Origin of the sequence: Mesorhizobium sp. Ca11 (assembly GCF_020165275.1) — a bacterium.
Classification (GTDB): Bacteria; Pseudomonadota; Alphaproteobacteria; order Rhizobiales; family Rhizobiaceae; genus Mesorhizobium.
Genome location: NZ_JAIUHU010000004.1, coordinates 38,022 through 64,524, shown reverse-complemented (window position 1 = coordinate 64,524; position 26,503 = coordinate 38,022). Strand labels below are relative to the sequence as shown.

Annotated in this window: 27 protein-coding genes and 1 tRNA gene; 7 read left to right on the top strand and 21 right to left on the bottom strand. The window is 64.2% G+C overall.

The genetic code is table 11. The features are described from left to right. Positions 1 to 48: 48 nt before the first annotated feature. From LB538_RS08845 to LB538_RS08795, 11 genes are all read right to left on the bottom strand, one after another. Complete coding sequence (locus tag LB538_RS08845; RefSeq protein WP_224531458.1) at positions 49 to 708, bottom strand: DUF2161 domain-containing phosphodiesterase; 660 nt, start codon at positions 706 to 708, stop codon at positions 49 to 51. Between the two features lie 51 nt (positions 709 to 759). After that, positions 760 to 2,037 carry an L-fuconate dehydratase gene (locus LB538_RS08840; protein ID WP_224531461.1) on the bottom strand — a complete coding sequence of 426 codons (1,278 nt, stop codon included), beginning with the start codon at positions 2,035 to 2,037 and terminating at the stop codon, positions 760 to 762. Positions 2,038 to 2,088: 51 nt separating this feature from the next. After that, the gene (locus LB538_RS08835; RefSeq protein ID WP_224531464.1) at positions 2,089 to 2,820 is read right to left on the bottom strand and encodes an SDR family oxidoreductase; all 732 of its coding nucleotides are present in this window, start codon (positions 2,818 to 2,820) and stop codon (positions 2,089 to 2,091) included. Between the two features lie 18 nt (positions 2,821 to 2,838). Beyond that, the gene (locus tag LB538_RS08830) at positions 2,839 to 3,285 is read right to left on the bottom strand and encodes a MaoC/PaaZ C-terminal domain-containing protein (protein ID WP_224531467.1); all 447 of its coding nucleotides are present in this window, start codon (positions 3,283 to 3,285) and stop codon (positions 2,839 to 2,841) included. A gap of 8 nt (positions 3,286 to 3,293) precedes the next feature. After that, positions 3,294 to 4,367: a Gfo/Idh/MocA family protein gene (locus LB538_RS08825; protein WP_224531469.1), complete on the bottom strand. Its 1,074-nt coding sequence runs from the start codon at positions 4,365 to 4,367 to the stop codon at positions 3,294 to 3,296. Then, positions 4,360 to 4,689, bottom strand: coding sequence for an L-rhamnose mutarotase (locus tag LB538_RS08820; RefSeq protein WP_135886830.1), 330 nt, complete (start codon positions 4,687 to 4,689; stop codon positions 4,360 to 4,362). Before LB538_RS08820 ends, LB538_RS08825 begins: the two co-directional genes overlap by 8 nt. A gap of 11 nt (positions 4,690 to 4,700) precedes the next feature. Then, a complete protein-coding gene (locus tag LB538_RS08815; protein ID WP_224531473.1) occupies positions 4,701 to 5,813 on the bottom strand; it encodes a mandelate racemase/muconate lactonizing enzyme family protein in 1,113 nt (370 codons plus the stop codon). Between the two features lies 1 nt (position 5,814). Further along, positions 5,815 to 6,912: an ABC transporter ATP-binding protein gene (locus tag LB538_RS08810; protein ID WP_224531477.1), complete on the bottom strand. Its 1,098-nt coding sequence runs from the start codon at positions 6,910 to 6,912 to the stop codon at positions 5,815 to 5,817. Positions 6,913 to 6,917: 5 nt separating this feature from the next. Beyond that, positions 6,918 to 7,784 carry a carbohydrate ABC transporter permease gene (locus LB538_RS08805; protein ID WP_224531480.1) on the bottom strand — a complete coding sequence of 289 codons (867 nt, stop codon included), beginning with the start codon at positions 7,782 to 7,784 and terminating at the stop codon, positions 6,918 to 6,920. Positions 7,785 to 7,786: 2 nt separating this feature from the next. After that, positions 7,787 to 8,683 (bottom strand): carbohydrate ABC transporter permease, encoded by an 897-nt coding sequence (locus LB538_RS08800; RefSeq protein ID WP_224531483.1) that lies wholly within the window; start codon positions 8,681 to 8,683, stop codon positions 7,787 to 7,789. Between the two features lie 133 nt (positions 8,684 to 8,816). After that, positions 8,817 to 10,133: an ABC transporter substrate-binding protein gene (locus LB538_RS08795; protein WP_224531488.1), complete on the bottom strand. Its 1,317-nt coding sequence runs from the start codon at positions 10,131 to 10,133 to the stop codon at positions 8,817 to 8,819. Positions 10,134 to 10,298: 165 nt separating this feature from the next. Here LB538_RS08795 and LB538_RS08790 point away from each other — a divergent pair, with 165 nt between their 5' ends. Both LB538_RS08790 and LB538_RS08785 read left to right on the top strand, forming a co-directional pair. After that, entirely contained in the window at positions 10,299 to 11,087 is a 789-nt protein-coding gene (locus tag LB538_RS08790; protein WP_095769349.1) for an IclR family transcriptional regulator, read from the top strand. A 167-nt stretch (positions 11,088 to 11,254) separates the two neighbouring features. Next, on the top strand, positions 11,255 to 12,091 hold the full coding sequence (locus LB538_RS08785; protein ID WP_224531491.1) for an amidohydrolase family protein: 837 nt from the start codon (positions 11,255 to 11,257) through the stop codon (positions 12,089 to 12,091). Positions 12,092 to 12,131: 40 nt separating this feature from the next. Here the strand turns inward: LB538_RS08785 and LB538_RS08780 are convergent, their stop codons facing one another. The 4 genes from LB538_RS08780 to LB538_RS08765 form a co-directional block, all read right to left on the bottom strand. After that, on the bottom strand, positions 12,132 to 13,259 hold the full coding sequence (locus tag LB538_RS08780; protein ID WP_224531601.1) for an extracellular solute-binding protein: 1,128 nt from the start codon (positions 13,257 to 13,259) through the stop codon (positions 12,132 to 12,134). Between the two features lie 14 nt (positions 13,260 to 13,273). Then, positions 13,274 to 14,434 (bottom strand): CaiB/BaiF CoA transferase family protein, encoded by a 1,161-nt coding sequence (locus LB538_RS08775; RefSeq protein ID WP_224531494.1) that lies wholly within the window; start codon positions 14,432 to 14,434, stop codon positions 13,274 to 13,276. Positions 14,435 to 14,437: 3 nt separating this feature from the next. Beyond that, entirely contained in the window at positions 14,438 to 14,989 is a 552-nt protein-coding gene (locus tag LB538_RS08770) for a MaoC family dehydratase (protein WP_224531496.1), read from the bottom strand. A gap of 408 nt (positions 14,990 to 15,397) precedes the next feature. Continuing rightward, a complete protein-coding gene (locus LB538_RS08765) occupies positions 15,398 to 15,754 on the bottom strand; it encodes a hypothetical protein (RefSeq protein ID WP_224531500.1) in 357 nt (118 codons plus the stop codon). 493 nt (positions 15,755 to 16,247) lie between these two features. Between LB538_RS08765 and LB538_RS08760 the strand changes: the two genes are divergently transcribed. Beyond that, positions 16,248 to 16,706, top strand: a complete 459-nt coding sequence (locus LB538_RS08760) for a YbhB/YbcL family Raf kinase inhibitor-like protein (protein WP_224531503.1) — start codon at positions 16,248 to 16,250, stop codon at positions 16,704 to 16,706. A gap of 63 nt (positions 16,707 to 16,769) precedes the next feature. Beyond that, entirely contained in the window at positions 16,770 to 17,270 is a 501-nt protein-coding gene (locus LB538_RS08755) for a DUF6496 domain-containing protein (protein ID WP_224531505.1), read from the top strand. 55 nt (positions 17,271 to 17,325) lie between these two features. Here the strand turns inward: LB538_RS08755 and LB538_RS08750 are convergent. Together LB538_RS08750 and LB538_RS08745 are read right to left on the bottom strand one after the other, a co-directional pair. Further along, positions 17,326 to 17,401 (bottom strand) — tRNA-Ala (locus LB538_RS08750). A 164-nt stretch (positions 17,402 to 17,565) separates the two neighbouring features. Further along, entirely contained in the window at positions 17,566 to 17,961 is a 396-nt protein-coding gene (locus LB538_RS08745) for a TIGR02300 family protein (RefSeq protein WP_140845574.1), read from the bottom strand. A 196-nt stretch (positions 17,962 to 18,157) separates the two neighbouring features. Here LB538_RS08745 and aroA point away from each other — a divergent pair, with 196 nt between their 5' ends. From aroA to rpsA, 3 genes are all read left to right on the top strand, one after another. Next, the gene (aroA, locus tag LB538_RS08740) at positions 18,158 to 19,516 is read left to right on the top strand and encodes a 3-phosphoshikimate 1-carboxyvinyltransferase (RefSeq protein WP_224531507.1); all 1,359 of its coding nucleotides are present in this window, start codon (positions 18,158 to 18,160) and stop codon (positions 19,514 to 19,516) included. A gap of 256 nt (positions 19,517 to 19,772) precedes the next feature. Further along, positions 19,773 to 20,423: a (d)CMP kinase gene (gene cmk / locus LB538_RS08735; RefSeq protein ID WP_140845572.1), complete on the top strand. Its 651-nt coding sequence runs from the start codon at positions 19,773 to 19,775 to the stop codon at positions 20,421 to 20,423. Between the two features lie 194 nt (positions 20,424 to 20,617). Continuing rightward, complete coding sequence (gene rpsA / locus LB538_RS08730) at positions 20,618 to 22,315, top strand: 30S ribosomal protein S1 (protein WP_095769359.1); 1,698 nt, start codon at positions 20,618 to 20,620, stop codon at positions 22,313 to 22,315. A 119-nt stretch (positions 22,316 to 22,434) separates the two neighbouring features. Here rpsA and LB538_RS08725 read toward each other — a convergent pair whose 3' ends face one another. From LB538_RS08725 to LB538_RS08710, 4 genes are all read right to left on the bottom strand, one after another. After that, positions 22,435 to 23,142 (bottom strand): SDR family NAD(P)-dependent oxidoreductase, encoded by a 708-nt coding sequence (locus LB538_RS08725; RefSeq protein ID WP_224531510.1) that lies wholly within the window; start codon positions 23,140 to 23,142, stop codon positions 22,435 to 22,437. 199 nt (positions 23,143 to 23,341) lie between these two features. After that, positions 23,342 to 24,922 carry a 5-guanidino-2-oxopentanoate decarboxylase gene (locus tag LB538_RS08720; RefSeq protein ID WP_224531513.1) on the bottom strand — a complete coding sequence of 527 codons (1,581 nt, stop codon included), beginning with the start codon at positions 24,920 to 24,922 and terminating at the stop codon, positions 23,342 to 23,344. Beyond that, a complete protein-coding gene (locus LB538_RS08715) occupies positions 24,919 to 25,587 on the bottom strand; it encodes a TetR family transcriptional regulator C-terminal domain-containing protein (RefSeq protein ID WP_224531530.1) in 669 nt (222 codons plus the stop codon). Before LB538_RS08715 ends, LB538_RS08720 begins: the two co-directional genes overlap by 4 nt. Then, positions 25,557 to 26,429: a dimethylarginine dimethylaminohydrolase family protein gene (locus LB538_RS08710; RefSeq protein WP_224531533.1), complete on the bottom strand. Its 873-nt coding sequence runs from the start codon at positions 26,427 to 26,429 to the stop codon at positions 25,557 to 25,559. The genes LB538_RS08715 and LB538_RS08710 overlap by 31 nt, the downstream gene beginning before the upstream one ends. Positions 26,430 to 26,503 lie beyond the last annotated feature (74 nt).

The window sequence follows — 26,503 nt, the reverse complement described above, 5'->3', positions numbered from 1 at the left end:
GGCGGGTTCTCCGGTCACAAGGCGGAATGGTAAGTCGGCAAATCGTCCTTACAACGTCGCCGGCAAAGGTCCGATGGCGGCAAGGCCGGCTTCTGTCAGTGCATAGATGCCGCGCTCGGCGCGGGCGAACCAGCCATAGTAATTATGCTGCAGGATGCTGGCGGCGCGCGGCGAAAGCGCCTTGAGGTCGCGCGGCCGTTTCGGGCCGTTGGCCATGGCGGCTGCGCAGGCGAGCGCCTCCTGGCGGTAGGCGGTCATGATCGGCTTCTTGCGCGTGCTGCCGCCGACGGACGGATCGCCCTTGCGGCGGTGATGCTCCTCGACCAGGCGCGAGCGCCGGCGCGGGTCGCGGCGCGGCGGCAACGCGGCGGGACTGAGCAGCAGCTCCACCTCGCCCTTTTTGCCGACGCCCAACAGGCCGAAGCCGAGACGGCGGCAGAGCGCGCGGAAGCGGCGGTCATGCTCGCGGCCCTTGCCGCGCGCCGACATATAGGCGGCAAGCCACACCTCGTCGCAGGCCGCCGCGCGGTCGACGGCTTGCAGGACGAGCTCGAGGTTGAACTGCAGCTTCAACTCGCAGATGACGACAACCGGCGGCTCGCCGGCACGCACGCCGACCACGTCGCAGCCGCCGATCTCGCCCTTGACGGCGAAATCCATGCTCTCGAGGAACCGCTTCACCGGCTCGTAGAGGGAGGTTTCCTGCATGGCAGAGGCATAACCGATTCGCAGCGGTCCGGCACGCCGGGCCACCCCATGTCAGCCGCGATGCAGATAGTCTTCGATCGACTTGGCCTTCATCTCGATCGAGAAGCCGGGCGCACGGGGCGGCATATAGGCGGCGTTGCGGATCACGCAGGGTTCCAGGAAATGCTCGTGCAGGTGATCGACATATTCGATGACCCGGCCATCCTTGCTGCCTGAGACAGCGATGTAGTCGATCATCGACAGATGCTGGACATATTCGCACAGGCCCACACCGCCGGCATGCGGCCAGACCGGCAGGCCGAATTTGGCGGCGATCAGAAGCACCGCCAGAACCTCGTTCAAGCCGCCCATGCGGCAGGAATCGATCTGCACGACGTCGATCGCGCCGCCGGCGATGAACTGCTTGAACATGATGCGGTTCTGGCACATCTCGCCGGTCGCGACCTTTATCGGCGCCACCGCCTTGCGGACCTTCGCGTGACCGGCGACGTCGTCCGGACTGGTCGGCTCCTCGATGAAGAAGGGTTTGGCGAAGGCAAGGTCCTTGAGCCAGTCGATCGCCTGGTCGACCTCCCAGACCTGATTGGCGTCGATCATCAGGTAACGGTCCGGCCCGATCACCTCGCGGGCGATTCTGAGGCGGCGGATATCGTCGGCGCGGTCGCGCCCGACCTTCAGCTTGATGTGGTTGAACCCCTCGTCGACCGCTTCTTGGCAGAGGCGCCTGAGCTTGTCGTCGGAATAGCCGAGCCAGCCGGCCGAGGTGGTGTAGCAGGCATAGCCTTCGCGCTCGAGCGTGGCGATCCGCTCGGCCTTGCCGGCCTCGGCCTTCTTCAGGATCGCCAGCGCCTCGGCCGACGTGATGGCGTCGGTGAGATAGCGGAAATCGACGATGCGCACGATCTCTTCCGGGCTCATCTCGGCGACCAGGCGCCAGACCGGCTTGCCGGCTTCCTTGGCCCATAGATCCCAGACCGCGTTGACCACCGCACCAACCGCAAGATGCATGGCGCCCTTGTCCGGGCCGATCCAGCGCAGCTGGCTGTCGCCGGTCACGTGGTGCCAGAAGCGGCCGGGATCCTCTTTCACCCAGTCGAGATCGAGCCCGACGACGAGGTGGCGCAGCGCTTCGATCGCCGCGCAGCAGATCTCGTTGCCACGACCAATGGTGAAGGTGAGGCCATGGCCTTTCAGCGGCGGAACATCGGTGTCGAGAATGACATAGGCAGCCGAGTAATCCGGGTCCGGATTCATCGCGTCCGAGCCGTCGAGACTTTGCGATGTCGGGAAGCGCAGGTCGAAGGTTCTGAGGTCTGTGATTTTGGTCATTGCTGCCTCGTACTGGCTTGCCTCACAACTCAACTGGCGGCCGAAACGGCCTCAGATCGACCAGCCGCCGTCGATATTATAGGCCTGTCCTGTCGTGTAGGTGGCGCCGGCCAAATAGACGGCAAGGTCGGCGATCTCCTCCGGCGTGCCGATCCTGCCCATCGGCTGGCGCGCGATGAAGGCGGCGCGCGCGGCCTCATAGTCGCCCTGCGCCTGCATGCGGCCCTGGAGCGAGGGGCTCTCGACGGTGCCCGGGCAGACGGCGTTGCAGCGAACGCCCTTGGCGACATAATCGGCGGCGATCGACTTGGTCAGGCCGATCACGGCCGCCTTGGTCACGCCATAGGCGAAGCGGTTCGGCACGCCCTTCGGGGCTCCGGCGACGGAGGCCATATTGATGATCGAGCCATCGCCGCGCTCCAGCATGCCGGGCAGCACGGCGCGGATGGTGCGGATCATGGCGCGCACATTGAGATTGAAGGCAAAGTCGAGATCCTCGTCCTTCATGTCCAGGATCGAGCCGGCATGGACGAAGCCGGCGCAGTTGAACAGCACGTCGACTTGGCCGATTTCGGCGAAGGCGGCCTTCACCGCCTCGTCGTTCAGCACGTCGAGTTTTCGCGTCGTGATGCCAGGCGTCTTGCCAAGCTCGGCCAGGGCCGCCTCGTTGATGTCGGTGGCGTGGACGATGGCGCCCGCCTTGGCGAAAGCCAGCGCGCTTGCCCGTCCGATGCCTTGCGCGGCGGCCGTGACGACCACGACCTTGCCAGTGATATCCGCCATGTTCTTTGTCTCCGTCTTTCAGCCGGGCCGTCGCTCGACGATGTAGATGTGATCCGCCGCCAGCACGACCTCGTCGCGCTGGTTCAAAACCTCAACGCGTTCGACGACGCGTCCCGCGTTTGGCCGTTTCGGGTCGTCTTCCTTGGCGGCGATGGTGGTGCGCGTGCGGATCGTGTCGCCGATGAAGACCGGCTTGATGAAGCGCAGGCGGTCGTAGCCGTAGGAGAAGGCGACGGGATTGACGACGCTCGCCGTCAGCCCGACACCGACCGAGAAGACCAGCGTGCCATGCGCGATGCGCTGGCCGAAAGGTGTCGTCTTCATGAACTCGGCATCCATGTGATGCGGGAAGAAATCGCCGGTGTGGCCGGCATGGACGACGAAGTCCGTCTCGGTGATGGTGCGGCCGCTGGTGAGGCGCGACGAGCCGATCTCGTAGTCCTCGAAATAGGTGGTCTGTTCCATGTCCGGCCTTACGGCTTTGCGGCCAGCGGCGTCGCCGGCGCGGCACTCGATTTATAGGCGGCCTCGACCAGCGCCATTGTGTGCCAGGCGTCCTCGACGGAGCTGACCAGCTCCGCGTCTTCGCCGGATGCGAAGCGCTGGACATTGGCCATGCGGCCGACAAAGGCATCGGGGAACCATTCGCCGGCGAGCGGCACGGTGACCCACTCCGACCCGCCTTTCGGATAGATTTCCAGAATGTCCGGCTCGCCGCGCGGATAGTCGAGGTTGAGGCCGAGCTTGACATAGGCCGCGCCCTCGGTGCCGCAGATGCGGAACTCGCAAGCCTGATGGCGGCGCCCGAATTTGTGGTCGTGGTTGATCGAGAGCGCGCAGCGCACCGTATCGCCATAGTCGAGGATGGCGCTGGTGCGCGTCTGCGCGACCTTGTGATTGGGATGGCCAAGCGTCTTGGCATGCACGCCCAGCGGATTGCCGAGAAGCTGGCGGATCAGGTCGAGATAGTGGATCGAATGCATGGCGATCTCGACGCGCGGCGCCTTGAGCAGGAATTCCCAGAGCTGCCAGGGCGTGTCGAGCGCCAGAAGCGCGTCGAAATCCACCACCTCGCCCAGCCATCCCTTGGCAATGGCGTCCTTCAGCGCCAGCATCATCGGCGCGAAACGGAGCTGGAAATTGACCGCCGCCTTGAGCTGCTTGGCGCGGCAGATTTCCAGGATCTCGGTCGCCTCGCCGAGATAATTGCCCATCGGCTTCTGGATCAGCGCCACCGCACCATCCGGCAGGGCCTTCAGCACCTCGGCATGGCGGCCCGGCGGCGTAGCGAGGTCGAAAATCGCGTCCGTCACGGCGGCCGCTTCCTCGACCGAACGGAACGCCGTCACGCCCCATGTCTCAGCCAGTTCTTGCGCCTTGGCCTGATCCGGATCGTAGAGGCCGGAAATCGGGAAGCCGGCCTTACGATAGGCGGGAAAATGCGCGTCGCCGACGATCGAGCCGGCGCCGAACGTCACGATCGAGCGCGGTTTTAAAGGCTTCGGCCAGGACTGCGCCAGCGATGCCGGATCGAAGGCATCAGTCATAATGGAAGACCTCGTCCATCGAGGCCCACCACTCGCCTTCCTTCCGCGTCTCAAGCGGCTCCTGACAGGGCATGCAAACGGACCACCATTCCTGCGTCTTCGGGTCGGCGGCCATCTTGGCCATGTCGGCGGCGTAGTCGGTGCCGTGATATTCGAAATAGGAGAAAAGCAGGTTCTCCGGCCGCTTCAGGTAGATCGAATAGTTCTTGATGTTGCAGGCCGAGATCATGGTCAGCACGTCCGGCCAGACGGCAGCGTGAAGGCGGACATATTCCTCGACCTTTTCGGGCTTCAGGCCCAGCACCATTCCCATACGCTGCATCATCCGTCTCCCTATTTCGTGATCGCCGTGGTGAATTCAGCGATGCTTCTTGCCTTCACGGCGTCCCAGTCCCAGTCGATGCCGATGCCGGGCTCACTGGGCGCCAGCGCATGGCCATTCTCGATGCGCATCTTGGCGCCCGTCAACTCGTCGAGCTGCGGAATATATTCGACATATTTGCCGTTCTGGATGGCGCAGGCCAGACTGACATGCAATTCCATCAGGAAATGCGGGCAGACCGGCATGTCGAAAGCCTCCGCCGCGTGGGCGACTTTCAGCCAAGGGGTGATGCCGCCGATGCGGCCGACATCGACCTGGATGATGTTGCAGCCGCCTTTCTGCATGTACTCGCGGAAGTGCCTGATGGAATAGAGCGACTCGCCGACCGCAATCGGCGTCGCGGTCGAATTCGACAGCCGCACATGGCCGTCTATGTCGTCGGCCGGCAGCGGCTCCTCGATCCAGGCAAGGTCGAGCTCGCGCAGGCGCTCGGCGCGGCGGATCGCCTCGTCGACGGAAAAGCCCTGATTGCAGTCGGTCATGATCTCGTGGCCGTCGCCGACCGCCTTGCGCACCGCCGACAGCCGCGAAAAATCCTCGGAACCGTGCGGCTTTCCGATCTTCACCTTGGAGCCGGCAAAGCCTTTGGCCTTCGCTTTCAGCGCATCGTCGACCAGTGCCTGCGTCTCGATATGCAGCCAGCCGCCCTCCGTGGTGTAGAGCGGGCAGCGGTCCTTGGCGCCGCCGGCAAGCTTCCAGAGCGGCAGGTTCTGCTTTCTCGCGCGCAGGTCCCACAAGGCGATGTCGATGGCGGCCAGTGCGATCGCGGTGATGGCGCCGATGGTGGTGGCATGGGTGGCGAATTCGAGGTCGTGCCAGATCGCCTCGATCTGGTCGGCGTCGCGGCCGATCAGGCGCGGCGCGAGATGGTCGGCCAGAAGCCGCATCACCGACGAGCCGCCGGTGCCGATCGTGTAGCTGTAGCCGGTGCCAGATGCGCCGTCGGCATCGGTGATGGTGACGATCGGCGTCTCCTGGCTGACGAAGCTCTGGATGGCGTCGGTGCGCTTCACCTTCGGTACGAGGTCGACCATGCGCAGCTCGATCTTCTCGATTTTCGCCATGTCAGCTCCTCAGCGACTTGCCGGTTTCGGCGGAGAACAGATGCGCGTGGCTGAGGTCGAAGCTCATGCCGACCCTGTCGCCGGCTTTCAGCGGCTTGGGATTGAGCATCCGCGAGACCCAGTCGGTGCCGTTGAACTCAGCGAAGACCAGCGTTTCGTTGCCGAGCGGCTCGGTGATGCTGACCGGCAGCTCGATACGATGGACTTCCGCTTCGCCGCCTGAGCTCAGGCCGTGGCCGGTCGGATAGAAATCGTCGGGACGGATGCCGAACACGACCTTGTCGCCGGCAGCCGTCTTCGACTTGAACTGGCCGGGCAGTGGCAGGCTGTCGCCGCCGCCGAACATCAGTCGCCCGTCGCTCACCGTCGCCTGGTGCAGGTTCATCGGCGGCGAGCCGATGAAGCCGGCAACGAAGTGGGTCGCAGGCCGGCTGAACACCTCGTCCGGCGTGCCGACCTGCTCGATATGGCCCGAGCGCATGATGACGATGCGGTCGGCGAGCGTCATCGCCTCGACCTGGTCGTGGGTGACGTAGATGACCGTCGACTTCACCTTGGCGTGCAGCTTCTTGATCTCGGTGCGCATCTGCGTGCGCAGCTTGGCGTCGAGGTTGGAGAGCGGCTCGTCGAACAGGAAGACATCGGGATCGCGCACGATGGCGCGGCCCATGGCGACGCGCTGGCGCTGGCCGCCGGAAAGCTGCGAGGGGCGGCGCCCAAGCAGCTCGTCGAGGCCGAGGATGGCGGAGGCTTCGGCAACGCGCCGGTCCATGTCATCCTTGGCCGCACCCGCGATCTTGAGCGAGAAGCCGAGGTTCTCGCGCACCGTCATGTGCGGATAGAGCGCATAGGACTGGAACACCATGGAGATGTTGCGCGAGCGTGGCGGCAGGTCGTTGACCATGCGCCCGCCGATGTCGATCATACCGCCGCTGATGTCCTCGAGGCCGGCGATCATGCGCAACGTCGTCGATTTGCCGCAGCCGGAAGGGCCAACCAGCGCGATGAATTCGCGGTCGGCGATATCGAGATCGATGCCATGCACAATCTCCATATTGCCGTAGCGCTTGGTGAGCTGTTTCAGCGAAACCGTTGCCATGGAAATCAACCTTTCACCGCGCCGGAGGTCAGGCCACCGACGAGGTGTTTCTGGACGATATAGGTGAGGGTCAGCGCCGGGATGATCATCACCACGGCCAGCGCGCACATGCCGCGCCAGTCGATGGTGAACTCGGCCGTATAGTCGAGTAGGCCGACCGGCAGCGTCTTGGAATTGACGGAACGAGTGAGCTGCGAGGCCAAAGCGAACTCGTTCCAGCAGGTGAGGAAGGCGAAGATGGCGGCCGAGGCGATGCCCGGACGCGCCAGCGGGAATTCGACCTGCCAGAACGCCTGCCAGCGCGTGCAGCCGTCGATCTGGGCTGCTTCGGCAAGGTCCTTCGGAACCTGGCGGAAGAAGCCGTCGATCAGCCAGATGGTGAACGGCACGTTGAGCGCGACATAAGCCAGGATCATGCCGATATGGGTGTCGATGATGCCCAGCCGCACATAGAGGAAGAACAAGGGCAGCGAGAGCGCGATGCCGGGCACGGTGCGCGTCAGCATCAGGCCGAGGAACATGCCCGACTTGCCGCGGAAGCGGTAGCGCGCAAAAGCGTAGCCGCCAGCCATGCCGATGGCCACCGCGATCACCGTCGAGGTGACCGAGATGATCAGCGAGTTGCGGAAATAGTCAAGCACCGGGATGCCGCCTTTGCCGATGCCGCTGAACATGGCGACATAAGCGTCGACGGATAGCTGCTGCGGAATCCAGACCGGCGGCTTGGCCATGATCTCGACCGTCGGCCTCAGCGACGACAGCACGATCCATATGCCCGGCAGGCAGATCACCAGCATGGCGAGGAATAGGCCGACACGGTGCGCGATAGTCAGCGCGCGGCGCGTGAGGCGGGCGGAGGCGTTCTCGTCCATTCTCACCACTCCGCGCCGATCTGCGCGCGCGCCGCGGCGAGCTTGTTGTAGAAATAAACGGTGAAGGCGATCGACAGCAGAATCGAGAAATAGGCCATGGCATTGGCGAGGCCCATGCGGGCATCGCTGTAGGCCGTGCGCCCGACCAGCGTCCACAACAGCTCGGTGCGGCCGGCCGGGCCGCCATCGGTCATGATCTTGACGATGTCATAGGCGCGCGCGACATCGAGCGAGCGGATCGTCATGGCGATGTAGGCGAAGGGCATGACGAAGGGCCAGGTGACATAGCGGAAAGTCTGCCAGGGTGTGCAGCCATCGACGCGGGCCGCCTCGATCGGCTCCTTGGGCATGGCGAGCAGGCCGGCCAGGATCAGAATCGCGAAGATCGAGGTCGACGACCAGATCTCGGCGATCGAGATGGCGATGAAGGCGAGATGGCCTTCGATCAGCCAGGGGATGGCGTCCTCAGTGATGCCCAGCGACTGCAGCGCATTGTTCACCAGGCCGATATTGTCGTTGAACATGAATTTGAACTGGAAGCCGACAAGGATCGGCGAGAACATCATCGGGAACATCATCAGCGTGCGCAGGATGCGCTGGCCGCGCGTCGCCTTCTCGACCAGCATGGCCAGGCCGAGGCCGAGCAGCATCTCGAGGTTCAGCGCGATGGTGAGCAACAGAACGGTGCGGCCGAAGGCCCACCAGAAATCCGCATTGGTGAGGATCGACAGATAGTTCCTGAAGCCGATGAAGACGAAGAAGGTCTCGGGCCGCGTCAGGCGGAAGGGCGTGAAGCTGGAATAGAGCGACAGGATCAACGGTAGCACCACCACAGCCGCCAGCACGACCATGGCCGGAAGCAGCAGCAGGAACGGCTCGGATGGCTTGAAGCCTTTCATCAGGATCCTGTGGTGTATTGCATTCATTTCGGGCCGCCACGGGCATGGCCCCAGCCGGAGCGGAAAGTCAGCGGCGACAAGACGCTGTCGCCTCCCCCATTCACGATGGGGGAGGCAGCCTTGGGAGTGCTGCTTAGAGCTTGCCGGCGTCCTGAAGGATCTGCGTCGCCTTGGCGGCCGCCTCGTCCAGGGCCTGCTTGGACGTCTTGTCGCCAAGGATCGCCGCCTGCAGCTCGGGGTAGACGGCGTTGGAGATCTCGATCCACTCAGGCGTCTGCGGCACGGCGAAGGCGTGCTTGGCTTCCTCCTGGAAGGCGGCGAGGACCTCCTTCTTGTACGGATCGTTCTCAGCCTGCTTCAGGTCCCAGTCCCAAACCGCGGTGCGGGTCGGCAGCGGGCCGGCGGCGGCTTCCAGCTTCTGGCTGTCCTCATTGGTCAGCCACCACGCCAGAGAAGCGGCGGCTTCCTTGTTCGGGCAGTTCTCGGTCACTGAGAAGCCATGGAAACCCGACCAGCCGGTGCGCTTGCCAGAAGACCCCTTGGGCGCGACCTTCACGCCGACATTGCCGGCGACCTTCGAGGACTTCGGGTCGTTGAAGAAGCCGGCCCAGCCCGGCCAGTCGAGGTTGATCGCCACGGTGCCCGAGGCAAAGCCCTGGCCGAGATCGTCCCAGAGATAGTTGGTGGTGCCGGCCGGCACGGCCTTGGCCTTGTAAAGATTGACGAACCAGTCCAGCGCACGGATACCGGCCTCGGAGTTGAAGACGGGCTTGCCATCCTTGTCGAGATATTCGCCGCCCTCGGCGACCACCATCTCATAGAAGCGGCCGTTGATCGCCTCTTCCTTGCCGGCGAACTGGGTGCCGTAGAAATTGGGCGGGTTGGCGAAGAACTCGGCCTGGTCGGTCACTTCCTTCCAGGTGTCGGGTGGCGCAAGGTCATAGCCGTATTTGGCCTTGAACTTGGCCTTGTTGTCAGCGTTGTCGTAGAGGCTCTTCTGGTAATAGAGCGCCGAGACATCGAACTGCGCGCGCGGCAGCATCTCGAGCTTGCCGTCGATGGTCGCGGCCTTGATTGTCGACGGCACGAAAGCGTCGATCTCTTCCTTCGGCAAGAGCTTGCTGAGGTCGGTGTAAAGGCCGGTATATTGCGGCGCGAAGGACGAATGGTTCCAGCCGACGCACCAGTTGGTGCTGCCCGAGGCGATGTCGGACTTCAGCTCCTTGTCGATGTCGAAGCCGTTCTTCTTGGTCAGGATGTTGACCTTGGCGCCGGTCGCCTTCTCCCATTCGGGGATGCGCTCATAGAGCTTTTCATATTGCTGACCGCCGATCAGCTTCACGTCGATCGTCACGCCCGGAAATTTGCCGGGCAGATCGGCCGAAAACGCAGTGCCGCTCAGCAGCAGGCCAGCCAGGCCGGCGGAAATGCCTAGAACCAGTCTCGTCATGTTCTCCTCCCATGGGCTCGTAGCGACGGCCTGCCGAGTGCCCGACCGATCGCTTGAGCTTCATTCATATGCAAATAGCATTTTCATTCCCGGGTCAAGCCGAATGTGCTTCCAGTGGAATGAAGTTCATGCATATATGCAGATCGAAATTCACTGGAGGGACGGGTGGCAGAGGAAGAAGACGGGGACCGCTACCGCGCGCCGGCGCTGGACAAGGGGCTGGATATTCTCGAGTTGTTGTCCAGCGTGGACGGAGGGCTGACGCAGGCGGAGATCGCAAAGCGGCTCGACCGCAGCCCGAATGAGTTCTATCGCATGCTCGACCGCCTGGTGCGGCGCGGCTATGTCACCAAGATCGACGGCGACCGTTACTCGCTGACGCTCAAGCTCTTCGGCCTCGCGCAATTGCACGCACCGGTTCGCCGGCTGGTGTCCTATGCGACGCCGATCATGCGGGAGCTGGCCGAAACCTCATCGCAGGCCAACCAGCTGGTGGTGTTCGACCGGGGCGCCGCCGTGGTCATTGCGCAGCAGGAAGCGCCGCGCTATTGGGGCATCTCGATCCGCGTCGGCTCGCATATCAGCCTGTTCGACACCGGCTCCGGCCATGTGCTGCTTGCCTTCCGCTCGCCCGAAGAGCGCAAGATGATGATCGCCGAGCATCTTCAAAGCACCGAGCATCTCAACCTGACGCCGGAATTCTTCGCTCGCCTCGACCAGGTGCGCGACCGCGGTTACGAGATGATGGCGTCGCTGCAGACCGCCGGCGTCTACAATCTTTCGACGCCAGTGCTGGGGCCGGACGGCAGAGCCATCGCGGCGCTGACCATTCCCTACATCACCTTGGTCAACGCGCCCACGGCGCCGGACATCACACTGACGATCCGGCATCTGCAGGATGCAGCGGCAAGGCTCTCGCAGCTCGCCGGATCGGATGTGCCACAATCGTCGTAATTTCTTATTTGAATAATAGATTTTTCGGCGAGATAGTGTCCTGGAGCGGGATGAACCCAAAGCAGCCGGTCATCCCGTCCTAACGCTTTGTTTTTTGGAGCATGATCTTATCCGAAAAGTCTGCAACTTTTCAGGATCATTCTCCAGGCCACGGAGGATACGCCGCCATGATCATCGACACGCATCTGCACCTCATCGACCAGGGCGCGCTTCGCTATCCGTGGCTGTCCGGCGTACCGGCGCTGAACCGCGATTTCTCCTATGCCGAATATGCAGCCGATGCGCGGCGCTCAGGCATTGAAGCCGTGTTGCACATGGAGGTCGACGTCGACCCCGCCGACATCGCCGCCGAGACGGCGCATGTCAAGGCGATCGCCGGCCAGGCGGGCAGCCTGCTTCGCGGAGCGATCGCCTCCTGCCGGCCCGAGGAGGCGGGTTTCGAGGCTTATCTGGAAACGGTCAAGGCCGAGCCGTTCGTCAAGGGTTTCCGCCGCGTGCTGCATGTCGTTCCCGACGATCTTTCCGAAGGCGCGCTGTTTCGCCAGAACATCAAGCGGCTGGCCGGCACCGGCCTGACGTTCGATCTTGTGGTGCTGCCGCATCAGATCCCAAAGGCAATGGCGCTTGCCGACCTCGCGCCCGACGTCCAGTTCGTTCTTGACCATTGCGGCGTGCCCGACATCAAGGGCAATGCCGAGCATCCGTGGCGAGAGCATATGGAAGCAATTGCCAAGCGGCCCAACGTCGTCGGCAAGATTTCCGGCGTCGTCGCCTATGCCGATCCGGCGACGTGGACGGTCGAGACGCTCCGGCCCTATGTCGAGCACACGATCCGGTGCTTCGGCTGGGACCGAGTGATCTGGGGCAGCGACTGGCCGGTCTGCACGTTGGGCGGCGGGCTGACGACCTGGATCGCCGCCACGCATGCGCTGCTGGCCGGTGCAAGCGATTCAGAGCGGACCTGCCTGCTCTCGGGCAATGCACGCCGGCTGTGGCGGATATAGACGTCAAGCTCGCCGAGCGTCGCGGCGGCGATCGGCACATCTAGCCGGCGGCGGCTGGCGCGAAACTCTCCCGGAACAGGCGATTGATGTCGGCGACGACGCAGCGGGCGTCCTGCCGGCCGGCAAGGCCTTCATTGATGCGGTCCGAAGCCAGCTGCTGGAAGGCCATGTAGCCGTCATGGCGCGGGCGGACCCAGGCGCCCTCCAGTGTCGCCCGCGTAGCGCGATAGAAGTCGCCGGTCACGGCGTTGACGGCATCGTCCTCCCAGGCCGCGGCGTGGCCGGGCTGGCCGCCTGCGGCAGCATAAGGGCCGCGCTGCACGTCGCCGCTGGCGATCCAGTAGGCGAAGTCGATTGCCGCCTGGCGCTGGGCGGAAAAGGCGGAGACGGCAATGCCGGTGCCGCCAAGCGCCGAGCCGACCGGGCCGTTGCCGCCGGCGACCGGCATGTCGGCGAAGGCGAGGCGGTGCGGGCGGAAACCCGCCACCGCATAGGGAACATAGCCATAGATCAGCGGCGCGCAGGCGATGCGCGAGCCGGGCTCTACCATTTTCTCGAAGACGGCGATCGGATCCAGCGTCGGGCATGCGGGATCGACAAGTGCTGCGATCTCACGCAGCATCTCGAAGGCGGTTTCGCCAGTCTCGCCATCGACAAGGTCGGCCGAACCGTCGACTATGCATGGCCGGCCGAGGTCAGCAGTCAAAGTGTAGAAGCACATCAGCGAATGCGGCGGCCGAAGCGGCAGGAGCACGCGGCCCTGCCCGGCAAGCGCCAGCACCTCGGTCCAGATCGCCGGCGCGGCTTCGATCAGATCGGGCCGCCAGGCCTGCACCTGGGTCGCGGCGTCGATCGGGAAAGCCCATTGCCGGCCCTGCCAGCTATAGCTCGGATAGGATTGGCCGACGCTTGCCGCAGCCAGCGCCATGCGTTCCGCCTCGCGTCCGGGCACATCGAGCGGCGCAAGGCATTTCTCGGCGGTGATCTGGCCGACATGCGGGTGGTCGATGACGATCAAATCATAGGCGCGGGCGAGCTCTTCCACCGGGAAGGATTCGAAATCCTGCAGCGAGCGCTTTTCCCATTCGATCGAGACGCCGGTCTTTTCCTTCCACAGCGCCGAGCATGCCACCATCGGATCGTAGCCGCGCGGATGGTTCCAGGTCATGCCTTTCAACCGGATCACAGGCCGAACTCCGCGCGGATTTTCTCGCTGTGCTCGCCGATCCGAGGGGCGGCCCGATCCACCTTGGCGCGCGCGCCGTCGACGCGCAGCGGCGAACGCGTGGTGAGGATCGACACGTTGTCCTCGCGTGTCACGGTCTGCAGCATGTCGAGAGTCTTGAAGCCATCGCTCTGCATCAGTTCCGGCCAGGTCAGCACCTTGGCGCACCAGACATCGGCGGGCTCGAGGACCGCCAGCCACTCGTCGATGGTCTTCTCGGCGATGCGCCTGGCGATGATCGCCTTGATCTCGTCGCGGGCGGTGAACCAGGTCTCCGGCTTGTCGCGGAAAGGGTCTAGCTCGGGCAATTCGAGCAGGTCGGCTATCTTCGGGATCGGCGTCATGGCAATCGCCAGGTAGCCGTCCTTGGCCGGATAGACGCCGTAAGGCGCCGAGAGATAAGCGTGGGCGCTGCGGGAGGACGAGCGCTTCGGCAGGCGGCGGCCGTCGTTGAGATGCGTGGTCAGCACCTCGAACTGGAAATCGACCAGCGCCTCGAGCAGGCTGGTTTCGACAAGGCCGCCCTCGCCCGTGATGCCGCGCCGCACCAGCTTGGCCAGGATGCCTTGGGCGCTGGCCGCGCCCGCCAGCATATCGGCGATCGCCAGGCCGAACGGCACCGGTCCCTGCTCCTCGTCGCCGTTCAGCCACATCACGCCGGAACGAGCCTGCGCGAGCAGATCCTGCCCAGGGCGCTTCACCCATGGCCCTTCCTCGCCATAACCGCTGATCGAGGCATAGACGAGCCGGGGATTGATCGTGCTGACACGCTCATAGTCGAGGCCGAGCCGCTCGATGACGCCCGGCCGGAAGTTCTGGATAAGCACGTCGGCCTTGGCGATCACACCGCGCAGCGCGGCGAGGTCGGCTTCGTTCTTCAAATCGATGGCAAGGCTTTCCTTGCCGCGGTTGATGGCGTGGAAAATGGTGGAATCGCCGCCGATCTCGGTGTCGCTGAGATAGAGCCGGCGCGACAGGTCGCCGCCATCGGGCCGCTCGATCTTGATGACGCGCGCGCCGAGGTCGAGCAGGCGCAGCGAGCAGTAGGGTCCCGACAGGAACTGGCTCATGTCGATGACGACGAGGCCGGTCAGCGGAAGTTCGTTGTCAGCGGCCACGATTCACTTCTCGGTCTTGCCGACAAAATCGGCGGGGTTCTTGTATTTCACCGTCTGCAGATGCTCGCAGTAGAGCACCAGCTCTCCTTCACCCTTGAAGACTTCATAGCTGGCGCGGATCAGGCCCATATCCTGGTAGCGCGGCTTTTTGTCGAGGTTGGTGCGGATCGAATAGATGGTGTCGCCGATGAAGACCGGCTTGATGAAGCGCAATCTGTCGTAGCCATAGGAAAAGGCGTTGATGCAGTTAGTGGCGACCAGGCCGAGCCCGGCCGAGAAGACGAAGGCGCCCGCCACCAGCCGCTTGCCGAAGATACCTTCCTTCTCGGCGAACATCTGGTCCTGCACGTAAGGATGGATATCCAGCACCAACGCATTGAACATATGGCTTTCGCCCTCGGCGATGGTGCGGCGAAGCGAGCGGATTTTGTGGCCGGGCTGCCAGTCCTCGTAGAACCAGTTTTCCGAATTCCAGACAGGGATTTCGGCATGCGCCTCAGGCATGTCGGCAGGATGCGTCGAGGCCATACCAACGGTCGGCGAGAATGCGCTCATGATCCTCTCCGGGAGCTTCCGGCGCGGCCTGCAAGGCGGTTCCGGGCGCGATGCCGGATGGCGAGATGCATGGTCGCTTTCCTCCCGCTGTTTTCTTTCGTGAATAATATTTTCACATATGGGACTACCTTGCAAGCGACGATCGGCGAAATTTTCGCAAGGCGGCACCAGCGGAGGAGCCGCCGGCGACGCCAGGAAGATCGATGCAAAGCGCCTGTCTTGCCTCTGTTGGCAGCCTCAATCGCGAGGCGCCCTACTTCCAGGGCATAGCGTCTACGACGAGGCGACGCTCGCCGTGCAGAAGCTTGCCGAGACCGACGAGGTCGGAACGCCGATGTGCGTGCGGATCATCGAGGACCGGCTCCAATCCTGATCTTAGCGAGTGGAGTTCTTAGCGACTGACTTTGCTCACTGACCGATCCGCGCGAACGAGCCGGTATAGGTCTGGCCGGCAAGCGCGTAGGTGACGTTGAGCGTTCCCGGCGACGGCATCGTGGCGGTGATGTCGGCGCCGTTCGGCAGGCGCCCGAGCTTCAACGTGCTGCCAGAAATCCTGCCGGAGCCGTCGGCGACGCCGGGCTTGTTGTCGGCCAGGTCGCCCCATGCGTAGCTGGCCGTCACCTGCCCGCCTGAAGACACGGTCAGGACCGCCAGCTTGCCGTCATACATGCCGTTGAGCTGCCCCGCCCATATGCCGGAGAATGCGGCGTATCTGGCGGGAACGCCCTTGCCGGGTGGAACGATCGCGGCCGCCTCATCCAGCACCGCCGAATTCGGTGAGGCCGGAGCGAGAGCGGCGGCCGGAGCGGGTTGCGGGTCAGCAACAGGCTGTGTGTCTGGGGTCGATTGACAAGCAGCAAGCGCGACCGCAATGCAAAGCATCGACAAGAGATTGTTTTGTCGCGCAAGCAGCCCGGATCGAACACGTCCCTGCGCCGGATTTCCACCCAAAGCCGGAATTCTCATAAGCATCCCTCTGACAGGAAGCACTTAGCCTAGTTGCGGCCACCAGCATAGGGATTTCCTCCGGCGCTTGTTTCGCCGGATACGAGCTGGCGTTCGCTTCCGTTGGAGCAGCTTTCCCGACATCTCGACTTGCTGGCATCCATCGACGCTCCGTCGCGGGCATGAGGCTGGAACTCCCGCCAATGCGCCGCGTTCCAAAAGAAACCAGTAGCGAGCGCGCTCCGCCGATCCGAGCAAAGATCGTTCGTGAATTCCTTCGAGAAGAACGCGATGGGTGCACGGAGCTCCAGCCATGGCTTTCACGCTTGAGAGTCCAGCCTTTGAAAACGGCCATACCATTCCCGAGCCCTATGTCCGCAACGGAGGCAATTTGTCGCCTCCCCTGCGGTGGAAGAACGCACCGGCCGGGACCAGAAGCTTCCTGCTCGTCGTCGAGGATCCCGATGCGCCGCGCGGCATGTTTCGCCATTGGGCGGTTTATGACATTGCCGCCGGGCGAGACCGCTTGCCGGAAGGCACCGCTGGACCGGAAACTTTCCACCAAGCCGTGAATGACTTCGGCAATGCCCATTATGACGGTCCCCAGCCGCCAAAAGGGCACGGCGTTCACCATTATCACTTCCGCCTTTCAGCACTCGACGTTGAGGCGCTGGAGACCAGCGGGGAACCGGAAATCGCGAATCTTCTGGCCCAGGCGGCGCCGCATATGATCGCCACTGCCGACCTCGTCGGCACATATGAAAGCCGCTGATGCGCGATCCGACGCATCCTGTCGGCATTCGATCATGGCCCCGTTCGAACGAGGAGAAAGACAATGCCGGACAAGAAAACCATCGAAAAGGCGCGCGAGGACAAGCGCGAAGGCAAGTCGGCAAGCACGCAGGCCGGTGAATTCGTTCACGCGGAAATCGACAAAGTCCGCAAGGGCAAGCACGGCGCCCGCTCCACCAAACAGGCGATTGCCATCGGCCTTTCGGAGGCGCGCCGCGCGGGCGTCGACCTGCCGCCTCCGAAGAAAGGCGATGTGAAGGAGACCACGCGCAAGAGCGCCAAATATGCTTACGAGGCAGGCCAGGGCGAACGCAAGCCGAAGCGCCAGCCGAAGGTCTCGAAGGCGGTATCGAAGGTGCTTGAGAACGAGCCTAAGAGCACCGCCTCCCACAAGGCTCTGTCGAAGCAGGCCAAGAGCGCCGCAGCTGGCCGCACAGCCGAAGAGCGGTCGGCGGCGGCAAGGAAGGCCGCGCAGACCAAAGGCGCCGCCGGACGATCGGCTGCAGCGCGCAAAGCAGCCAGAACCCGCGCCCAGCGCGGTTAGAGCAATTCCGGCGCGAGCGGTCTTCCGTTCGTGCAGTTGTTCAGGAAGGACTGTTTGGTGGAGCCAATCGGAATCGAACCGACGACCTCTTGAATGCCATTCAAGCGCTCTCCCAACTGAGCTATGGCCCCACTCCCGGCAGTCGGCCGGCGCCGTTTCCGGCGAAGAGATCCGGCGCGGTTGGGAACCGCGCCGTCGTTTAGTGCTGGCGGCTTCTAGCGCCGCCTTCGGTCAAGATCAAGCCTTGAAAAGCCGCTTTTTCGTCACAGGCCAAAATGGCCGGCAAACGGTCCAATCAGACTTCGTCATCGTCGTCGCCGACGCCGATCATATCGGCGACGTCATCGTCCTCTTCCTCTTCGTCGGCCAGGAAGGTGTCGTCCTCATCGTCGCCGAGATCGACATCCTCTTCATCGTCGCCAAGATCTGGAAGCTCGTCGCCGCCGCCCTTCACCTCGTCATCGGCCTCCTCGAGCGAGACGACTTCGGCGCCTTCCTCTTCGTCGGCGTCCACTTCCTTCTCGGCGATTTCCTCATCTTCCTCGAGGGCGGAAATCTTGCCTTCCTCGAAATAAGAGCGTGGATAGCTCTTGCCGGTATAAGGCGAGACGATCGGGTCTTTGTTGAGATCGTAGAATTTCCGACCCGTTTCGGGGTCGACACGCTTGGTGCCAAGTTCAGCTTTTGCCACAGCAGGCCTCGTCAATAAAAGAGTGGTCCCCATAACCGCAGTTTTGAGCGCTGTCAAAGCCAAAAGCCGGCATTGTAAAATGCTCGTATTCGAAGGCCTCGCACAAGGGGATGACCATTGCAACGCACCGTGATACGAGACCGCCGCAGCATGACGAACCGAGCCGGCCAGCCGGCATTTCATTTGGAAGACAAGGATGTCTCACTCCGCCGCCGCTAAGCCGGCCACGGCCCGCAAATCCCCTGCTCTTGCCGGCACCGCGCGCGTGCCCGGCGACAAATCGATCTCGCACCGCTCGTTCATGTTCGGCGGCCTTGCCTCCGGCGAAACCCGCATCACCGGACTGCTCGAAGGCGAGGACGTGATGCGCACGGGCGCCGCCATGAAGGCGATGGGCGCGCATATCGAAAAGAACGGCGGCGAATGGGTGATCCGCGGCACCGGCAACGGCGCGCTGCTGCAGCCCGAAGGCCCGCTCGACTTCGGCAATGCCGGCACCGGCTCGCGCCTCACCATGGGGCTCGTCGGCACCTATGACATGGAGACGACCTTCATCGGCGACGCCTCGCTTTCGGGCCGGCCGATGGGCCGCGTGCTCGACCCGCTGCGCCAGATGGGCGTGCAGGTGCCGAAGGCCGCTCCCGGCGACCGCATGCCGATCACGCTGCGCGGCCCGAAGCATGCAGCGCCCATCACCTATCGCGTGCCGATGGCATCCGCCCAGGTGAAGTCGGCGGTGCTGCTTGCCGGCTTGAACACTCCCGGCATCACCACGGTGATCGAACCCGTGATGACGCGCGACCATACCGAAAAGATGCTGAAGGGGTTCGGTGCCAACCTGAGCGTCGAGACGGATGAGCGCGGTGTGCGCCACATCTTCATCGAAGGCCAGGGCAGGCTCACCGGACAGACGATCGCCGTGCCGGGCGACCCGTCGTCGGCCGGCTTCCCGCTTGTCGCGGCGCTCATCGTGCCGGGTTCGGACATCATCATCGAGAACGTGCTGATGAACCCGACCCGCACCGGGCTGCTGCTGACATTGCAGGAAATGGGCGGCCGTATCGACATCCTCAATCCGCGCAATGCCGGCGGCGAGGACGTGGCGGACCTGCGCGTGCGCTCCTCAGAGCTGAAAGGCGTGGCGGTGCCGCCCGAGCGCGCGCCGTCGATGATCGACGAGTATCCGGTGCTGGCCGTCGCCGCGAGCTTCGCCGAGGGTGAGACGCTGATGCAGGGGCTGGAGGAACTTCGGGTCAAGGAATCCGATCGTCTGGCGGCGGTCGCCAGGGGCCTGGAGCTCAACGGCGTCGACTGCACCGAGGGCGAAGCCTCGCTCGCCGTGCGCGGCAGGCCGGGCGGCAAGGGACTGGGCGCTCATCCCAACGGCCCCGATACGGCGGTGAAGACGCATCTCGACCACCGCATCGCCATGAGTTTTCTGGTGATGGGCCTAGCCACCGAGAAGCCGGTGACGATCGACGACGCCAACATGATCGCGACGAGCTTTCCGGAATTCATGGGGCTGATGAAGGGGCTGGGCGCGGAGATTGGGTGAGGTCGATGAGATTGGCCCAAACTGAAAGGCTGGCGGGACAGCACCCCCCTCTGTCCTGCCGGACATCTCCCCCTCAAGGGGGGAGATTGGCGGCTTTGGCGTTCCGCTCAATCCTGCAACACAGACAATTGGCGAAAGCCGCGATGACGGCTGATCTCCCCCCTAGAGGGGGAGATGTCCGGCAGGACAGAGAGGGGCGCGAAGGATCGCGGCGTCCGTCTTATTCAGCGCGTCTTCCGATCGCTGTGCCCGTCCAATGAGCACCCCCTTCACCATCGCCATCGACGGGCCTGCCGGTGCCGGCAAGGGCACACTCGCGCGCCGGCTTTCCGACCATTACCGGCTGAACCTGCTCGATACCGGCCTCACCTACCGCGCGGTGGCCCACAAGCTGCTCGAACTCGGCCTGCCGCTCGACAATGTCTCGGCGGCGGAAACCGCGGCGCGGCAGGTCGACCTCTCCAACCTCGACCGCACCGTGTTGGCCGCGCATGCGGTGGGCGAGGCGGCCTCCAAGGTCGCGGTCATTCCGACCGTGCGGCGCATTCTGGTGGAGAAGCAGCGGGTCTTCGCCAAGGCGCCGCCGGGTGCCGTGCTCGACGGCCGCGACATCGGCACGGTGGTGTGCCCCGATGCCGACATCAAGCTCTATGTCACGGCAAGCGCCGAAGTGCGCGCCAGGCGCCGGCTGGCCGAGATCGAGAGCATGGGCGGCAGCGCCGATTTCGCCACCATCCTTGCCGATATCGAGCGCCGCGACGAGCGCGACATGGGCCGCGCCGACTCGCCGCTGAAGCCGGCGGCAGACGCGCACTTGCTTGATACCAGCGAAATGGCTATAGAAGCCGCGTTTCTGGCGGCGATGGCGATCGTTGACGACGTCCTTGCCAAGAGAAACAAGGCCTGATCAGGTTTTTCGATTGCCGTTGGCGGCGAAAATACCCATATCGGGCACGAACCAGCCTGCCAGCATTCTTCATGCGCCGGACTTGCCGCCTGAACAGCGGCCAAGGGCTTTCAGCCCGGAACGCCGGCAGGCCCACGCAACGCTAACCCACGGCGCCCGCCCCGCTTGAAGACCGGGGTATTCCAGGAGAAACAATGTCAGTAGCTAATCCGTCTCGCGACGATTTCGCGAGCATGCTCGAAGAATCATTCACCGCCGGCCATTCCGGCGAGGGCCAGGTTGTCCGGGGCACGATCACCGCGATCGAAAAGGACATGGCCATCATCGATGTCGGCCTCAAGGTCGAAGGCCGTGTGCCGCTGAAGGAATTCGGCGCCAAGGGCAAGGAATCCTCCCTCAAGGTCGGCGACACCGTCGAGGTCTATGTCGAGCGCATCGAAAACGCGCTTGGCGAAGCCATGCTGTCGCGCGAGAAGGCTCGCCGCGAGGAGAGCTGGGTGCGTCTCGAAGAGAAGTTCACCAAGGGTGAGCGCGTCGAAGGCGTCATCTTCAACCAGGTCAAGGGCGGCTTCACCGTCGATCTCGACGGCGCCGTGGCGTTCCTGCCGCGCAGCCAGGTCGATATCCGCCCGATCCGCGACGTCACCCCGCTGATGCACAATCCGCAGCCCTTCGAGATCCTCAAGATGGATCGCCGCCGCGGCAACATAGTGGTGTCGCGCCGCACCGTGCTCGAAGAGAGCCGCGCCGAACAGCGTTCGGAAATCGTGCAGAACCTCGAGGAAGGCCAGGTGGTCGAAGGCGTGGTCAAGAACATCACCGACTACGGTGCGTTCGTCGACCTCGGCGGCATCGACGGCCTGCTGCATGTCACCGACATGGCATGGCGCCGTGTCAACCATCCGACCGAGATCCTCAACATCGGCCAGACGGTCAAGGTGCAGATCATCCGCATCAACCAGGAAACCCACCGCATCTCGCTCGGCATGAAGCAGCTCGAGTCGGATCCGTGGTCGGATATCGGCACCAAGTTCCCGATCGGCAAGAAGATCAAGGGCACCGTCACCAACATCACCGACTACGGCGCATTCGTCGAGCTGGAGCCGGGCATCGAGGGCCTCATCCACGTTTCGGAAATGTCGTGGACGAAAAAGAACGTGCATCCCGGCAAGATCCTGTCGACGACGCAGGAAGTCGACGTGGTGGTGCTCGAGGTCGATCCGGCCAAGCGCCGCATCTCGCTCGGCCTCAAGCAGACACTGGAGAATCCGTGGCAGGCTTTCGCTTCGAGCCATCCGGTCGGCAGCCAGGTCGAGGGCGAGGTCAAGAACAAGACCGAGTTCGGCCTGTTCATCGGCCTGGAAGGCGACGTGGACGGCATGGTGCATCTCTCCGACCTCGACTGGACCCGTCCGGGCGAGCAGGTCATCGAAGAGTACAATCGCGGCGACATGGTCAAGGCGCAGGTGCTCGACGTCGACATCGAGAAGGAGCGCATCTCGCTCGGCATCAAGCAGCTGGCCCGCGACACGGTCGGCGAAGCGGCCAGCAGTGGCGAGCTGCGCAAGAACGCCGTCGTCACCTGCGAGGTCATCGGCGTGAAGGATGGCGGTCTGGACGTGCGGCTGGTCGACAGCGGCATCGAGACCTTCATTAAGCGTTCGGACCTTTCGCGCGACCGCGACGAGCAGCGGCCCGAGCGCTTCACCGTCGGCCAGAAGGTCGATGCCCGCGTCATCGCCTTCGACAAGAAGACCCGCAAGCTGCAGGTCTCGATCAAGGCGCTGGAAATCGCCGAGGAGAAGGAAGCGGTCGCTCAGTACGGCTCGACCGACTCCGGCGCTTCGCTGGGCGACATTCTGGGCGCCGCGCTGAAGAAGCAGGGCAACTAAAGCCTTCCGGGAAAGCCGTTTGCGGCTTTCCGTCGGAATTGCGTAAGCCCTTTGGCGACAACAAAAACCCCGCCGGAGCGATCCGGCGGGGTTTTTCTATTGTCGGGATTTCTATGCGGTCAGGCGCGGCCGTAGAGCGGCACCAGCGTACCGCTCATCGCCAGGTTGGCGGGCGAGGCGAGGTAGGCGATCGCTTCCGCCGCGGCCTCCAGGCTGACCCATTTGGCGAAATCGGCATCGGGCATGTCGGCGCGGTTGGCGGGCGTGTCGAGCGTCGAGGGCGCCACGGCGTTGACGAGGATGCCCTTGCCCTTCAACTCCTCGGCCATGGCCACCGTCATCGCAGCGACCGCCGCCTTGCTTGCGGCATAGGCAACCATGCCGGAGCCGCGCCTCGGATCGAGTCCGGCGCGCGCGGTGACGTTGACGATGCGGCCGGCCGTGTTGGACTCCAGCATCGAGCGCACCGCGGCGCGGCTGCACAGGAAAGCCGTGCGGGCGTTGGTGTCCATCATCTCGGCGAAGGAGGCCGACTCGATCTTTTCGACCGGCGCCATGGTGAAGCCGCCGGCAAGGTGGATCGAGGCCCAGAGCTCGGGAACCTGATGGTAGAAGGCCTCGACCTTGGCCGAATCCGACAGGTCGACATTATGCGCCAGATGCACGCTGGCATGGGCTGCATAAGGAAAATGCGGCGGGGCCGCCGCGTGGGCATTTGGCACGTGGCAGATCGCGCCCTGCTCCAGCAGTCTGCCGACAACCGCGCCGCCGAGCGCCCCAGTGCCGCCCGTCACCACGACATGCCTGCCATTCAGCGTTTCCGTCATACCTAGACCGCTCCTGTCATTTTTTTATGATTATATCTTGGGTTATGCCGCCCCAGGCTCGAACGTCGCGCCTTTCGCGCTGTCACTCAATTGAAATATCGACATGGCTGGCGCAGCGTCTTTGCATGCGTCGGACCGTGGCGGCCGGCATCGATTTGCCGGCGCCGGAAGGGGTCAGCCGGGCAGAGGCACCAATCTTTCAGTCGACGGTGATTTCAATGACGCGCGGCTTGCCGGCCGCCCGCGCGCGCTTCAGCGCCAAGGCAAGGCCGCCGGCCCCGGCCAGCCGCTCGGCCTCGATGCCATAGGCCTCGGCGAGCTTGCAGAAATCGGGCGGCGCCGGCGACACGCCGACCGGCTCGACGCCGACATCGAGCATCGAGGTTTCGATCTCGCGATAGCCGCGATTGTTCCAGACGACGAAGATTACCGGCGCTTCGGCGTCGAGCGCGGCGCCGATCTCCGGCAAGGTGAACTGGAAGCCGCCATCGCCGGTGAGGCATACCACCGGCGCCTCCGGCACCGCAAGTGCTGCGCCGATCGCCGCCGGCGGGCCGTAGCCCAACGCGCCGAAGCCGGTCGCGGCGTTGAACCAGCCGCCGGGACGGTCGTGGTCGTAATAGAGGTTGGCGGCATAGATCGGCTGGGTCGAATCGCCGACGATGATGGCGCCCGGCAGCGCGTCGCGGATCGCCTCCACGGCGCGCACCTGCGCCAGATATTCGGGCTTCAGCTCGGCCCGAGCAGCCTCGCGCGCGGCGGCCGCACGAGCCTCGCCATCGCTTGCCGCGGCATGGCCAGATCCGATCGCTGCAAGCAGCGCCTCGATCGCTTCCACGCAATCCGCGTGGATGCCAACCGTCACCGGCCGGCGCGCGATCTGGTCGGCGCCGATATCGATGCGGATCAGGCTCGGCGGCAGCACGAAGCCGCCGTCGCCATAACCGTCATAGTCGGTCGGGCCGAATTCGGTGCCGGCGGCAATCACCAGATCGGCGCCCGCCATCAACGCACGCACGGCCTTGAGGCTGGGGCTGGCCGGCACGCACAGCGGATGGCCGTGCAGCAGGCCACGCGCATTGGCGGTCTCGGCCACGGGGGCGCCGAGCATCTCGGCCAGACGCCGCAGCGCCGCATCGGCCTTCTTGGCGCCGCCGCCTGAAAGAATCAGCGGACGGCGTGCGGCCCTGCAAAGCCGTGCCGCCTCGGCGATCGCCGCCAACTCCGGAGCGGGCGGCGCGGCATTGCTAAGGACGGCCGCAACACCATCGGCGGGCTTGACCATGACGTCGGTGGGGATCTCGATATGGACCGGCCCCGGGCGTGAGGAGGAGAAAACGGCGAAGGCGCGGGCGAGCGCGCCAGGCAACTGCCCGGCCTCGGTGATGCGCTCGGAAAACAGCGCCACCTTCTCCATCATGCCGCGCTGGTCGGGCAGCTCATGCAGGAAGCCCAGCCCTTTTCCCAGCGTGTCGGTGGCGTTAACGCCGGAAATGACCAGCATCGGCACCGAATCGGCGCGCGCCTGTCCCATGGCGGTGATGGTGTTGGTGAGGCCCGGCCCGGTGATGACGAAGGCGACGCCGGGCCGGTCGCCGGCGCGCGCATAACCGTCGGCCATGAAGCCGGCGCCCTGCTCGTGGCGCGGCGTGACATGGCGGATCTTCGAGCCCGCCAGGCCGCGATAGAGCTCGACCGTATGCACGCCCGGAATGCCGAAGACGGTGTCGACGCCATGCGCCTCGAGCAATTTGATCAGCGCTTCGCCGATGGTGGTCATTGGTTTCCTCCCTTTCCCGGCGCCAAGCCGAGCTCGGCCTCTATGGCTTTGACGCCTATCGCCGCCAATTCGCCAGGCGAGAACATCTCTGCTGCCAGGCAGCCTTCGATCCAGAGCCCGTCGATGATCGCGTTGATCGCGATGGCATGGCGACGCAGCTCGCCTGCCTCCGGCTTGCGACGCTCGGCGGCGAGCACCTCGGCAACGACTGCTTCCACCTCGTCGCGAAAGCCGAGATAGCCTTCGCGATGGGCACGGGCGAGCGCCGGATCCGCATTGGCGCGGCCAAGAAAGGTTGCCCAGAGCGAAAACACCCGCCGGTCGACGATCGGCGCGTTGAGGTTGGCGGTGACGAAAGCCGCGAGGCGTTGGCGAGGCGAGGCGTCTTCCATGACCAATGCCGCCTTCGCCTGCTCGGTCATGCGGCCGACCAGCGCCGTATAGGCTTCCTGCAGCAATTCTTCCTTGCCGGGGAAATAGTGCCGGATCAGCCCGGCGGTGACGCCGGCGCGCAAGGCGATGGTGCGCAAGGTGGCGCCCTGAAGTCCATATTCCGCCACGCTGTCCAGCGTCGCATCGATCAGATCCTGCCGCCGCCGCTCCTCGCCCTCGCGGCGGAACTTGCGGCGCGCATTCATTGGCGCAGGATCGGCCGCGTCAGGCATGTCGGCCCGCCTTCACAGGCGATGCAGAGCGCATCCGCCTCGAATGTCTCGACCGTGCAGCCGGCGGCTTCCATCGCGGCCTTGGTCTTGGGAAAACCAGCAACGGCGATGACCTTGTGCGGGCTGGTCGGCAGCACGTTCAGGCTGAGGCCGTTGGAAGCGGCGAACTCTTCGGCGTCGCCTTCGACCAGCCGGATGCCGCGCGCCTTCAGCATCTGATAGAACGCGGCCGGCAGAAGCGGCGAATGGACCAGGGCCAGGTCGTCGGCCAGCGGGCTGATCACCGACATCAGATGCAGGCACGCCTCTTCGCCCTGCCACAGCGGCAAATCGAAGCCGTAGACGGAAATGCCCAGCGGCGTCAGCAGGTTGGAAACCTGCTGGATGCCTTCCTGGTTGGAGCGCACACCACGCCCGATCGCCAGCGTGCGGGCATCCACCCATACGCAGTCGCCGCCTTCGACCTGACCAGGCGCCTCGACACGACCGAGGACGGGAATGCCCAGTCTCTTATAGGTTTCCTCATGCAGCGAGGGCTCCAGGGCGCGCAGTGGCTTGCCCATGGACAGGATCAGCGCGCCGCGGTCGGTCATCAGCGACGGGTCATGCGTGAACACCGAATCCGAAAGGCCGTCGGTCGTGTCCTCGATCCATTCGATCTCGGCGCCGGAAGCCGCCACCATGTCGGCAAGGGCCGCATGCTGCACGGCTGCTTTCGCCGGGTTGAATCCCGGGCCATAGTGCCAAGCCGCCCTGTCGGCGTCGCGCATGGCGTTGGCTGCCGACCGCATCAGCACGCGCCGCAGCGGCGCCGCCATGGACTGTGACCCGAAAGCGCTCATCGATGCCCTTTTAAGATGAAAAAAATCGTGAAAATTTCATGAAAGGCTATTTATACACTTGCGCAACAAGGCCG